The sequence below is a fragment of the Arthrobacter sp. Y-9 genome (genome assembly GCF_029690065.1).
Classification (GTDB): domain Bacteria; phylum Actinomycetota; class Actinomycetes; order Actinomycetales; family Micrococcaceae; genus Arthrobacter_E.
In genome coordinates, this window is record NZ_CP121463.1 from 3,341,601 (window position 1) to 3,354,532 (window position 12,932).

General features: G+C 63.8%; 9 protein-coding genes. 4 read left to right on the forward strand and 5 right to left on the reverse strand.

Annotation, left to right across the window (positions count from 1 at the left end; translation table 11 throughout):
* Positions 1 to 83: 83 nt before the first annotated feature.
* The 4 genes from P9849_RS15180 (at position 84) to P9849_RS15195 (ending at position 3,132) form a co-directional block, all read left to right on the forward strand.
* A complete protein-coding gene (locus P9849_RS15180; protein WP_278267542.1) occupies positions 84 to 347 on the forward strand; it encodes a hypothetical protein in 264 nt (87 codons plus the stop codon).
* 261 nt (positions 348 to 608) lie between these two features.
* Entirely contained in the window at positions 609 to 1,403 is a 795-nt protein-coding gene (locus P9849_RS15185; RefSeq protein ID WP_278267548.1) for a 3-hydroxyacyl-CoA dehydrogenase NAD-binding domain-containing protein, read from the forward strand.
* Between the two features lie 176 nt (positions 1,404 to 1,579).
* On the forward strand, positions 1,580 to 1,999 hold the full coding sequence (locus P9849_RS15190) for a MerR family transcriptional regulator (protein WP_278267549.1): 420 nt from the start codon (positions 1,580 to 1,582) through the stop codon (positions 1,997 to 1,999).
* A 143-nt stretch (positions 2,000 to 2,142) separates the two neighbouring features.
* Entirely contained in the window at positions 2,143 to 3,132 is a 990-nt protein-coding gene (locus P9849_RS15195; RefSeq protein ID WP_278269172.1) for an aldo/keto reductase, read from the forward strand.
* 444 nt (positions 3,133 to 3,576) lie between these two features.
* Here the strand turns inward: P9849_RS15195 and P9849_RS15200 are convergent, their stop codons facing one another.
* The 5 genes from P9849_RS15200 to P9849_RS15220 are packed head-to-tail and all read right to left on the reverse strand — an operon-like array spanning position 3,577 to position 12,932.
* Positions 3,577 to 4,023, reverse strand: coding sequence for a very short patch repair endonuclease (locus tag P9849_RS15200; protein ID WP_278267550.1), 447 nt, complete (start codon positions 4,021 to 4,023; stop codon positions 3,577 to 3,579).
* Between the two features lie 15 nt (positions 4,024 to 4,038).
* The gene (locus P9849_RS15205) at positions 4,039 to 7,050 is read right to left on the reverse strand and encodes a Z1 domain-containing protein (RefSeq protein WP_278267551.1); all 3,012 of its coding nucleotides are present in this window, start codon (positions 7,048 to 7,050) and stop codon (positions 4,039 to 4,041) included.
* Entirely contained in the window at positions 7,047 to 8,018 is a 972-nt protein-coding gene (locus P9849_RS15210) for a PD-(D/E)XK motif protein (RefSeq protein ID WP_278267552.1), read from the reverse strand. The genes P9849_RS15205 and P9849_RS15210 overlap by 4 nt, the downstream gene beginning before the upstream one ends.
* A complete protein-coding gene (locus P9849_RS15215) occupies positions 8,011 to 9,534 on the reverse strand; it encodes an ATP-binding protein (RefSeq protein WP_278267553.1) in 1,524 nt (507 codons plus the stop codon). Before P9849_RS15215 ends, P9849_RS15210 begins: the two co-directional genes overlap by 8 nt.
* 2 nt (positions 9,535 to 9,536) lie before the next feature.
* A complete protein-coding gene (locus P9849_RS15220) occupies positions 9,537 to 12,932 on the reverse strand; it encodes a Swt1 family HEPN domain-containing protein (protein ID WP_278267554.1) in 3,396 nt (1,131 codons plus the stop codon).

The following is a 12,932-nucleotide window of genomic DNA, read 5'->3' on the forward strand; positions in this document are numbered from 1 at the left end:
GGTGAGCCGGGAGCCCACAACGGAATACCACTGACATGGGAACCCGGCACAGTTCGGATCCATCACAACAAAGGAGTAGGAAAATGGCAGTTTGGGGTGCAGACGTCCAGCAGCTTCGCGCACTGGGTAAGAAGCTCGAAGCAGGCGCACAGGCCATCGATGAGCAGCGTAACCAGCTCACCAGCGCACTCAACGGCGTCCAGTGGATGGGCCCGGACGCGGACAAGTTCAAGAACGAATGGCAGTCCCAGCACGTGCCGGCCCTGAACAAGGTCGCCGAAGCACTGCGCACCGCCGGCAAGAGCGCGGCCAAGAACGCCCAGGAACAGGAAACCGCTTCCCACTAAGCGGCCCACCCCACCCCTGGTGGGGAACCTGGACCCACACCCACGGCGGGCACCCCACACACGGGGCGCCCGCCGTCGGGCATTTAGAGCACCACTCCCGCCCCGCCCCGCGCCCTGCCGCGAGAGAACAGCTCACGCCCCCAAAACCCCGCCAAAAGGGCACCAACTGCTCCCTCGCGGCACCTCCGCTCGATTGTTGCATTACGCAACATCGGCGTACAGTGAGAACCGGAACCAACACCGAGGATCCGGGAGGTCATCATGCAGAAAGTCGCCATCGTGGGAGCGGGAGTGATCGGCCTGTCCTGGGCGCGGCTCTTCGCGGAGAAGGGCTGGTCGGTCGAGATCAGCGATCCGCGGCCCGACCTCCAGAAGATCATCGACGAGTCCTTCGGCGGCCTTCCCGTCCGGGCGGCGGCCACTCTCGAAGCGGCTCTCGACGGCGCCGATTTCGTCCAGGAAGCGGGTCCCGAGCGGCTCGACCTCAAGCACGAGCTCTACGCGACGTTCGCCGCCCGCACGCGCCCCGACGTCGTGCTCGCTTCGTCGACGTCTTCGCTGGTCCCCTCGGCGATCTCGGAGGGCAATCCCGCGGCGGACCGCATCCTGGTAGGCCATCCGTTCAATCCGCCGCAGCTGATCCCGCTGGTCGAGGTGGTGCCAGGCCCGGCCACGGAGCAGTGGGCCGTGGACCGGGCGACGGAGGTGTACGCGGAGATCGGGAAGCAGCCCATCACGCTGCAGAAGGAGATCCCCGCGTTCGTCGGCAATCGGCTCCAGAAGGTCTTTCTGGACGAGTGCGTGTATCTCGTCCAGCAGGGCGTGGTCTCCGCGGGCGATCTCGACGAGCTGGTCAAGGCGTCGCTCGGCCTGCGCTGGGCGACGGTCGGGCCGTTCGAGAGCAACCACCTGGGCGGCGGGCCAGGCGGCATGCGGCACCTCGTGGAGCACGTCGAGGCCGCCTACGGCACCGGGCCGGAGAATTACGAACGGCTCGCCGCCCGCCGTGACGCCCGGACCCGCGCGGTGTCGCACGCGCTGGCGGACGAGGGCTGAGACACGCGCTGGCGGGCGAGGGCTGAGGGCCGGCAGTCCACGCCGCCTCTCGCGTCTCGCGCCTCGCGCCTCGCGCCTCACCGCGAAGGAACATTTGGTGCCCTGAAACCGCACGTTTCGGGGCATCACCTGTTCTCTCGCGGCTCATTCAGGGCGGGCGGGTGCACACTGGAGGCATGAGCTTCACCATCGCGGAGGTCGCCGAGCGCACCGGCCTGAGCCAGCACACCCTTAGGTATTACGAGCGCGACGGGCTCCTCCCGCGCGAGGTGGGCCGCGCGTCGTCGGGCCGTCGCGCCTATACCGAGCAGGACGTGAACGGCATCATCATGATCGCCCGGCTGCGGGCCACCGGCATGCCGATCGCCGACATCCGACGGTACGCGCGGCTGGTGCGCGACGGCGACGCCTCCGTTCCCGCGCGACTGAGCCTCCTGCTCGAGCACCGCGAGCACGTGATAGCACAGCTGCGCCAAGTCGAGGAGAACCTCGCCGCGATCGACACCAAGATCGACATCTACCGTGCGACGACGGCGGAGGCGTTCGCGTGCCCGGCCCGGAGCGGGGCGGCAGCGGAGCCCCTCGCCGCGCGCTGACCTCGCTGGCCTGAGGCTCACCTCGCTACCCGGCGCAGCGAGTTCGAACCTGAAACATCGAGCTCAGCCGGGCCTTGGACCAGCACTTCAGACGGGGCCCTTGACTTAGAGTGCGCTCGAAGGAGTTTGCTGGTCTTATGACGATCTCCACACGAACTCTCGGCACTGATTCCTCCCTCACCGTCTCCGCCCTGGGCCTCGGCTGCATGGGCATGTCCGAGTTCTACGGAACGCCGGACCCGGAGGCCGGCCTCGCCACCATCCACCGGGCGCTCGACCTCGGCGTCACCTTCCTCGACACCGCCGACATGTACGGGCCGTTCACGAACGAGGAACTGGTCGGGCGGGCGATCGCCGGCCGCCGCGACGAGGTCCAGCTCGCCACGAAGTTCGGCAACATGCGTGGCCCGAACGGCGAGCGGCTCGGCATCAACGGCCGGCCCGAGTATGTGCGGTCCGCGTGCGACGCCTCGCTGCAGCGGCTCGGCGTCGACCACATCGACCTGTACTACCAGCACCGCGTGGACCCGAACGTCCCCATCGAGGAAACCGTCGGCGCCATGGCGGAGCTTGTGACGGCCGGCAAGGTGCGGCACCTGGGGCTGTCGGAGGCCTCGGCCGCGACGATCCGCCGCGCCCACGCCGTGCACCCGATCACCGCCGTCGAGACGGAGTACTCCCTGTTCTCCCGCGATGTGGAGGACTCGGTCCTGCCCGCGCTACGCGAGCTGGGGATCGGCCTGGTGCCGTACTCGCCGCTGGGCCGCGGCATCCTGACGGGCACCATGACGGCCGAGTCGGTGGCCGGCGACGGCGACGCCCGGTCGTCCGCCTACTTCCCGCGATTCCAGGGCGAGGCACTGGAGGCCAACCTCAAGCTGGCCGCGAGGGTGACGGAGCTGGCCGAGGCTCGCGGCTGCACGCCGAGCCAGCTCGCCCTCGCGTGGCTGCTGGCCCAGGGCGAGGACATCGTCCCGATCCCGGGCACCCGCCGCGTGAAGTACCTCGAGGAGAACGTGGTCGCCGCGTCGCTGAAACTCAGCCCGGCAGAACTGGAGGCGCTGGAAGAAGCCGTGCCGCGTGGGGCCGTGGTGGGCGAGCGGTACGGGGATATGAGCTCGATCGACGGGTAGTTCCGGTCGCGGTCAGGGGCGGTTGACGTACTCTCACTCGCACGCGGTCATGCAACGGCCCCGGCTTACGCACCCGGGCCCTGAGATCTCCGACGGCGGCCGACACGGACAAGACCGATGAGCAACAGGACCGCGACGGCGACGGAGAAGCCCCACAGGATTTCGTTCCCGGGCGAGCCGAAACCACTCCATGAGTAACAGACGCCCGGCCGATCCACGTAGTCGATGCACACCCCACCACCGAAACTCTGGACATAAAGGTTCAGTGCGGCCAGGGCAAGCAGTCCGAGCACCCAAGGCCAGCGACGACCCCGGGGCCGCCTCGATTCCCCGTACATGGTGTTGCGATCTGCGGCCACGACGACCTCCTACCGCGAGTATAGAGCCGCGGGAGGGCGACGAAGGGGCTCCCCGGCCTCCGCGAACCAAAACAGCACGGACGTGCTATTTTGGTTCTTCCCCCTCCCGGGCACGAGCGAGGCTGACAGCGGTTTCGATGTGTTCCACGATGGACTCGACAGGCTGGTGCTCCCAATAGCGGAGCACGGTCCAGCCGTTCTCCGCCAGGACACGTGTGGTTTCCAGATCCCGTTCGACGTTGCGAGCGAGTTTGCCGGCCCAGAACGTCGCATTGTGTTGGACTACCTGCGAATGCAGAGGACACCCGTGCCAGAAGCACCCATCGAGGAATACTGCGAGCTTCAGCCTGGTGAAGACGAGATCGGCTCGGCGTCGAAACCCCGGAACCGGGGCGAAATCGACCCGATACCGGAGCCCATTGGCATGCAGACGCTTCCGGACCGCCAGCTCGAGACCGGTGTCCCGGCCGCGGTTGGATTGCATCGACCGCCGGACGCCGCTCGACGAAGCCCAAGACGCGTCAGATTCCATAGGCCAAGTGTGCTCCTACACCGCGTCGATGATCGCCTGGTCCTCCTTCGACTTGTCGATCACGCGGAACCCGATGCGACCACGGGGAGCGGATGCGTACGGCATCGCCAGCGAGAACAGCGTTGCAACGTCCTCGACGTGGACGGGATCCGCCAGAAGATCCGGATCCCGATCGGCTTTGTCCAGAGATTCCGGGTCTGCGGCAAACGTCAGAAGCATGGCCCCTCGTGTGGGTTCGCTGAGTTTGGCAGCTTCTGCGCCGCCCGGGGCGGCACTGTTTCCGGCGATCCGCTCAATGGCGGCACGCTGTCGGAAGGAGCTACCGGAGAAACCGCCACGATCACCTCGCCGCGCCCGGTTCAGGAGCTGCACCGAAACACCCTCTACGTCTCGGTACGGGATCTTCTTCAAGTCGGGTACCACGATGGCCCAGTCCTTGAGAAGACCCTTGTCGATTGCCTGCCGCATGAATCGCAACGTCGGCGCGAAGGAAAAGCCTTCGGTCCACGAGAACTGCTTCAGCGCCTGGTAAACCGACTCCGCGTCAACGATCGCTACTCGCGCCTCAAACGTCTTCGTCTTCGGGTCCTGGGCTCTGGAGCCTTCCACATATTCGAACTCGGTAAGCTCGCCAAGGTCATCCAGCCAGCCGCGAACCACCGAGAAGTGAGTCGCGTTGTTCGAGCCATCCCCCCTGTCAGCTTGGCGCGGGAAGTCCTTGAGTTGACCTCCATCACCTTCGAAGTCAAGTTCCGCGTTGTACATTTTGTTGACGCCGGTCGGCTTCAGCCAAGGCAATTGCTGGAATACCAGTGGGGGCACATCGATTGGACGGACCTCAGGGCGTCCGTCTTCTCCCAGTTTCGCGAATCGCTTGAGTTGAGCGCGGAAGGCCTCTTCATCCTGAATGATCGCAGTAAACGCGTCGTATAGATCGAAGGTCTTTCCTCGGGCATCGGTCACATCGCGTGCGATGAACAGCCGAACGAGGTCTCGGTAACCGGGGCGATATCCGAACCATCGGCCCATTTGCATCAACGTGTCCGCCGCGTTGGCCTTGCGCCGATAATAGGAAACCGTCAGGCCCTCAACCGTGAACCCTCGGCTCAGCTTCGTCCCGCCGACCATCACACGCCAATACCGTCCGGTGGCGAAGTCCATGGCCTTGTAGTCGCTCTCCTTGGAGCCGTTGACGATGACCACCGGATCGCCCTTGACAAGCATGAGGTCCAGCGCCTGACCGATGTGCCGCTTCAGTTCGTCGAATGTCCCCGGCAGCGCAGCGTCCCAGTCGTCCCGCGACTCGTGGACAACCCGGAAATCCGATTCGAAAAGCTGCCTCAGCCTCGCCAGGCCGGCTGGTCTGTTGAAGTCCGAAGTGTTCCAGACATCGAGAATGAGATCTTTGAGCTCCTTGTGTTCGTCCTGCTTCACTGACTGGTGGACCAACATCGTGTGGTGCCGGAAGTTGAGCTCCGGATCCTGTTCACTACGCCAGAGCTTGATGGCTCCACTCAGCACGAAAGAGTCGAGGGCCTTCCTGAGTTCCTCACGTTCCTTCTCCGGTGAAGCAGCATACAAGTTACGGACGAATGCCTTCTCGTTCGAATTTGACGCATCAATCGCTTCGTCGTCAGGCAGCGGTTCCAAATCATGGAACTGCTTTCCTCCCATGTACGCCGGCGGCGGATCCAGAGCGACGATGAAATCAGTGGGAAAGATATCAACCGAATCCTCTGGTGAGACGAAGACGTTGGCGAACGGCGTCGCAGTGTAGCCGACATATTGGGCGCGAGGCATCTCCGAGAGGATCCGAGAGATCAGTCCATTGATCGCGGTTCGTTCCTTCGCCTCGGTGGTTTTCGCCCGGTTCGGGTTGGTGGTGTTGACCGACGCCTGATCCGCCTCGTCATCGATCACGAGGACAGGAATCTCTTTGAGCGACGCGTGAATGTCCCGGAGATCTCGAAGGAGCTTCTCGAGCACCACCTTGTTCTTCTTGACGACCGCCAAGCGGACATCCGTTCCGAACAAATTGAATGGATCGTACAGAGGCTTCTTCGGATCCCTCAGCTCACCGGTCCGCCTGTAGTCCAGCGCATCGAGGCCTGCCTTCAGCGCTTTGTAGTCTCCCGAGGCCGTGGTCAACCGTTTGATCGCAGGAATGTCGGGGGCGGAATTGATATCGATGCCGTGCTTGAGGAACTTACCAGCAAGCCAATCCGTATCGCCGTCTCCGATGTAGTCGACACCACGCACTGCGGCTGGATCCTCAGGGTCACGACCACCGAGGATGTTCTCCTCACCCACCAGCTCGCGGTCAAGGCGACGTTGGGTCTGGCCACGCAGCAATTCGATGGTTCCTGTCAGAACAACCACGAGTCGATAGCCGGCATCGATCGCTTTCGCGGTGATTCCTGTGAAGTTCGCGGTCTTCCCACTCTGAACATAACCGACAACGAGTCCCTTGGACTGGTATGAGCTCTCGCCCGCGGGATCGGCCAGGCGTCCGACGATGTCCGTAGTGGACTCGTCAAGGCCAGCGATCGCTTCCGGAGTCCAGCCACCTCTCTCGAGGACGCCTTTGTATGCGTTCCAATAAAAATCGTGTGCGGCCCTCCTGTCGGAGGTGTACCACGGGTCCCATGGTCCCGGATTTGAGATGACGGTGTCGCGCTGGGCCACCGTAGGGAACTTCACGTCCAGGCGTTCCCGGGAGTCTGAACTGATACCCAGCTTTTCGAAGACCAGATCCCGACGCTCCCGGCTGTGCCGCTCAGTATCGCCGGCCCATTCGGCATCGGTCTGTGCATCCCACTTCGCAAGACACATGTGCGCGGCCTTCTGAGCCGTCGAATTGCCGTCGCCTCCGATAATCGCGTCGATGATCTCGGCCTCGGCCGATTCCAAACCGAGATCCTCCAACTCATTGTTGACCCTCTTGATCAGAGGTCGCGGTCCAACCTCCCGCATGCCATTGAAGACGACCTGGATAGCGGTAACCAGCTCAGAAACTGCGTCGGTCATGCGGGCTCCTCACAGAAATCCTCAAGTGGCGCGGGCGGCACCACGAAATTCAAATGACTTACGTCGACACGATACGAGACGGCACTGACAAGAATTCGCTGAGGCACCACCTGGTCGAGTCTCGGGGCAGTGATCGCGGGGAACTGGTCGTCCACAAAGTAGGCCCGCGGAGTCGATCGGACCTGAAACCTCGTAACGTAGAGATCCGCAGCTTCGTCGGCCCAGCCAAGCCCCTGGAGCGCGGTATCGAAGGTTCTCCGCGCACGGTCGATCCGTCGCCGGATGGAGGTGATCAGCTCCGCGAGCGTGAAACCGTCACCGGATGCGCCTGCAAGCGTGACTTGGAGCGAGAGCAGATAGAGGGTCCGGTCGCCAGCAGGCTGCAGCTGTGATTCGGTTCCGATGACGTGGACGCGGGACTCCGAGCGCGTCGTCTTCACTTCGACGTCGAAGTCCTCGAATCCGAAGTCATGTTCTTCAGAATAGGGTCCCAACCAAGCCTGCATGGCTTGGTCTTCCCCCAGCCGATCGATGGCATGGCCAAGGACGATCAACTCACCGAGGAGACCGGCTTCCTTTTCGTCGCTCATCTTGCGCCTGCTGCTGAGCAGCCCCTTGAGGCCTGCAAGCGATTCGGAGACCGCGTGCCGGAAGGACGCACCGCTTTCGAGCTGGTCTACGATGGACACGATCAGAACATAAGCCTCGTAATGCAAGTACGTCGCGTTCACTGTCAGCCGGAACCAGTCGCCCTGCTTCCCGATCACGTTGATCCGTTCAACACGGATGTGTTCGTAGCTTGCAACGTCAGGATCACCACCCAGAGCAGGGCTGATCAAGCGCAGTTCTTGCCGCGACGGATCGATCTCCAACACTGAGTCAGTTGATTCGCTCAGCGTGAATGCCGCCTCAACGCCCGCGCTGAAGTATTCCTCCACGGTGTCCGGCGAAAGGTCCCGCTCACTCATCGTTCTCCCCCAATTTCCGTGACTGCTGCGACAACTCTTCCCTCAACGCTGCGGTCAGAAGCTGCTCCCATGCCGAGATTTCGGCCTTTTCGCGAGGTCCCAGGTGCGACCCCTCGAAGTACTTCGAGTACACGATCATCAGAAGCGTCTTCACAAAAGGGGCGTCGGCGGCGTCCATACTGTTCGGACCCGCGATGACGTCACGGTACTGTTCGTTGAGCCAGATCGTCCGGCGGTCCAAGTCGACACGAATCGGAGCCTCGGTCAGTTCCACTTGCCAGCGGATGTCGACCGGGTCCGCCGCGACGCGTTCCACGCTGGACTCGAAGGCGTCGATGAGATCAGCCCCGAAACCCCGGCCCGGTTCAACGAGTTCGACCGGGCGCTTCGTGTACTTTCTGGCCTCTGCGCGCGAACCGGCAGCCGCTTCAAGGAATTCTGAGAACGCCATCCCCTGGGCCCCCACCACGGCATGCCGGAGGGCATGCCGAAGGTCAGAGTCGAGTTCGAGACCGGCCTTCTCCGGGTTGATGGTGATATGCGCTCCGAGCGGCTCAGCGATATCCAGCTCGATCCGGGCATACTCAAGCTCTGGGCGATTGACCGTCAACGTGTTCCATCCGCCGATCTGAAGCAACCGGTCCGCGCGATAGAAGTAGAACCCCTGAGCGAGTGCTCCTGGCTTCCCACCAAGCCGGAATTCTGGCCGACCAGACTGGGCGGCCGGCCAGATGTGCGCCCGGCCTTCCACCGTGGTTCCGTCAAGTGACACCTGTATTCTCGCCGGGTAATCATCGTTCGGCAGTCGAGAATATCCGAACGGATCGATCGGCTGCACCTGTCGCGGCACACCGGACTCGGAATACTCAACGTCAAAGACCTCCACGCCGATCCGCACGGCGCCTGACGCGAGCAGCCGGTGGAACACCACCCCAAGGTGAGACGTCACGGAGTTGATCCGCGCGTCCAGCCATCGGGCTCTGTCAGAACCGTCTTCGCTGCTCAGAAAAGTTCGAGGTTGAGACCACTCGACAACAGTTCCGTTGGGGAAGGCGAAATCAACCCTGAGGCGCCCCAGAATGTCGTCCACTTCGTCCGTGTCGAGATCCGAGACTTTGGTCGGTTCCGAGGCTTCGATCATGCGGCCCGTCGAAGGGGCACCGTTGCGTCGCGAATACACCCGGAGAATGTCCGCCTGGCTGAGGGAAGCGGCCTTCAACCCAAGCCCGAAATGCCCGAGGTCGCCAACTTGGTAGTCGCGTTTCCGGGCGAAGGTCATGGCGTCGTCGATGCTGCCGTCATCCATGCCGCGGCCGTCGTCGATGAGCCGCAGACCTACGACCGCACCGTCCTCCTCGAGGAATCTCACGAGGATGTTCTTCGCGCCCGCATCGATGCTGTTGTCCACCAAGTCCGCGATCGCGGTCTCGAACGAATGGTGTCGTCCGACAGCCTGTGCGATGGAGGGGTCCGGTGGCACGTCACGGGTTCGGGTGATCTTGGGGCCGTTGTCCATGGTCACAGTTCCTCGAATCGGTTCCGGCTGAATCCGAGTTGCACTCCGTTCTCACGGACGGTTCGGACCACGGCGTCCGGGAATCCTGAACGCTTGTCCGCATCGACGGTCAGTCGGATCTCGAAGGTGTCAGGATCAGACGATTTCAAGTGGATCAGCAGCTCTTCGGCGATCTGCCGAAGTTGTGCGCTCAGGTCTCCGGTCGGCTTGATGTCGACGGCTCCCCGGTAACGGGCGTTCTGAACACTGTCCACCGCCGGGGCGACGGGACCGCGGTCGGAGGCCTGCGACTGCGAGGACCCGCCTCCCCTTTCAAGAACCGTCGTCAATGTCGCTTCGGCTACAGTGGGCGCTTCCTGGGCCCGCCGGAGGTCCTCCCGGTCGCGTTGAGCCCGAGCGAGCGCAGGACGGACCAGGAGGGTCGAGTCGAGGATGACGGGCGGTTCAGCGTCCTCAAGCGGGATTCTCAGTCCGATGAAGTCTCCGCTCTCCGCGTCGTAGGCATCCGCCAGCGCGAACCCGATCTGGGCCCAGGCAGGGTCGGACATGGCTCCGGCCACGGCGGTGAGCAGGACCTGCTTGTCGCGCAGCCTCGCCAGGTAGGGGTATCTCACGTGGTAGTCCCAGAGCTCTCCGACGGTGATCCGGCCGTCGTTCCACCTGCTTCGCAGGTGGTTCTGAAGCTCGATGCCGATCGACTGCATGGAGAAGTGGGTGATCACCGCGTCGGTCTTCTCCAGCTTTTCGCCGGCCGCCCGGATCACGGAATCACGGGCGCCGTCCGCTTTGATCTGGGAAGTGGTCCACGGGGAGGACCCGGAGGACTGCTGGGGAACCATCGCCCAGATCCACGTCTCCCGGATCCGCTGATCGACGGTGTCGTTCAGGGACGCGACGCGCTGCTGCGCGGTCTCCACCTGCCCCTGCGTGAGGTCCATGATCTTCTTATCGGCCAGGACGGCTTTCCACGCGAGATACTGCCGGGTGGCTTCTTCCAGGTTGGCCCACCTCGTCTGATCCGGCGCCAGCACCGTGATGGTGTTGACCCCCAGCCGAGGTGCCGTACCGCGCGTCGAGGCGATCAACCGCGTGAACGCATGGGCCTTACTGTCGGAGTTCTTGCCATCGTGGGTGTGCTGGGGCCCGGCGATGACCAAGCGAACCTGATCGGATTCCAGCACATCGGAGGAGTCCTCTGGAGCGTAGACCACGTCGGCGAACACGGCCGGATGCTTCGCGTGGAGCCGAAGCCTCTCGACGACGAATGCCTCCACATCCGCTGCGCCGAGCGATTGGGCACGATCGGCGACGGTACGGTTCAGCGAGACCTGAAGATCGAACCAGTAACGATCACTTTCGAGGTAGAGGTAGTTGGCGCGCTCGCTCAGCAGCTGGAGTGAGCTGCCGAAATTACCGATGGTGTCCCCGGGCATGGCGACACCGAGGAACACCTGCTTGCGTTCGATCCCCTTGTGGCTGGACCGCAGTGTCGCCGCGGATCCCATGAAGGTCGCCCGGGCGATGCGGCGGGTGAGGGAACGGGCCTTGAACAGCGGCCGATCCTGGTCGATCCGTACGGCTGCCGCGTTGATGCTGTCGACATCGCCCTCCACGATGGTCTTCCAGCGGTCTCCTTCATCGAGATATCCCGTGAGCTCGTCCCGCACGGCGGCGGAGTCCAGGGGGATGGATCCGGGCATGATGAGTGGGGACGCGTCGCCCGCCGCATTCAGGGCGTGGACCACCGCGCTCATGAGCCGAAGGACACCGCGGGTCCGTTGGAACTTCTCCAGAGTGGACCAGTCGTTGTAGAGGCGCGCGAAGAGCTCCGGATGGATCGGATATGCCTCCCGAATTCTCCCTTCGTATCCCGGATCACGGGTTTCGGGCGGAAGCTCTCCGGCATTTTTCCGGTAGTAGTCCACGAAGGCGCGCGCTGTGGCGTCGATCTTCCGGCGCGCCTCCGCGTCCGGTTCCCGGAAGAGACGACGGCGGACGATCTCGAATGACTCGGTGCTCGACGCCGGGGTCCACGGTTGGGCGACACGGGAGACGACGTTCTGCAGGCGCTCCAGCGCGGCCCGTCCGTGCGCACCGCCGACTTCCAGATCGGACGCGACGGGGTCCGTATCGTCGCGCCTGACGTCGGAAGCGGGGATGGAGACGAGGAGGAGCGCTCCGGGGACGGACTTCACCACCTCGGTGAGCTGCTGGGCGAAGGTGAATTGCGACTCGAAACTGCCGCCGGCGAGGCCGTCCTGGCCGTACAGACCTCGGGCGTAGGCGACCCATTCGTCGATGAGGATGACGGCAGGGGCGTGACGCTCGATCAAGGTACGCAATGATGCGCCAGGGTTGGTGCCCGTGCGGTCGGCTTCGGCGACGATGGCGTAGCCGTCGGGGCCGCCGAGTTGCCAAGCGAGTTCACCCCAGATGGTCCGGATCACCGTTCCATCCGGTTTCTCCCACGGCTGCCCCGGCGAGAGCTCATTGCCGACGATCGCCACCTTCTTCACCTCGGTGGCGACCACTGAGGTGTCGAGGCCCAGTCCGTTCACCAGATCCTGGACGCCCTGCGGGAACTCCGAGAGCTGTCGACCGCTGAACAGATGCCACACCGCGAGCATGGAATGGGTCTTCCCACCGCCGAACGCTGTCTGGAGGTTCACGACGGGTGCCGCGTTCATGTCTCCGGAGATACGCCGGGCGGCGATACCGAGCAACGTCTTGAGGCCTTCCGTCAGGAAGGTCCGGTGGAAGAACTCCACCGGGTCGTTGTAGTCGACGGAGGACTCGGCACCGGTGGCCACCTGGTGGAGGTCGGCCGCGAACTCGGCTCGCGCGAAGTCGTTGGCTGCGATGTCGGAATGCGGTTGGAGCACTTCACGCCACGGCGCCAGGTCCGTCGACGCGAGAGCCGGCATCTCCGCGATGGCTCGAGTGTCGCGCCGGGTCTCCTCGGCGTAGGCGGACCGCTGCACGTCGGCCTTCGCTTTGCGTACGGCGTCCGCGGAGCCCGCTGCTCCGATCGCCCGGAGAAGACGTTCAGTGGTGTCCAGGGCACGGTAGGTGTCGTCAGCGCTGAACGGCTTTCGGTGTGCCCAGGAGTCCCGCACTGCCCGCAATTCACTGGCCAGGTTCTGTTCAGCTCGGGAAAGGTGCCCGTTGAAGGGATATTTCAGCGCGCCGAGAGGCTCCGTGAGGACTCGGAGCTGAACCTGTGGATCGTTGCTCAGGTACTCCTTTCCGGCGATGCCGTCCTTGGCCGCGAGGATGCGAGTCCAGTCCGTCACGCCGGCCGGCAGCTGAGGTACCAGGACTCGGGCGATGAACGGCCCGAGCTCAGCTGCGAGAAGGTCGAGAGCGTTCCCGATGCGGTCGATGTTGGAGATGGCCAC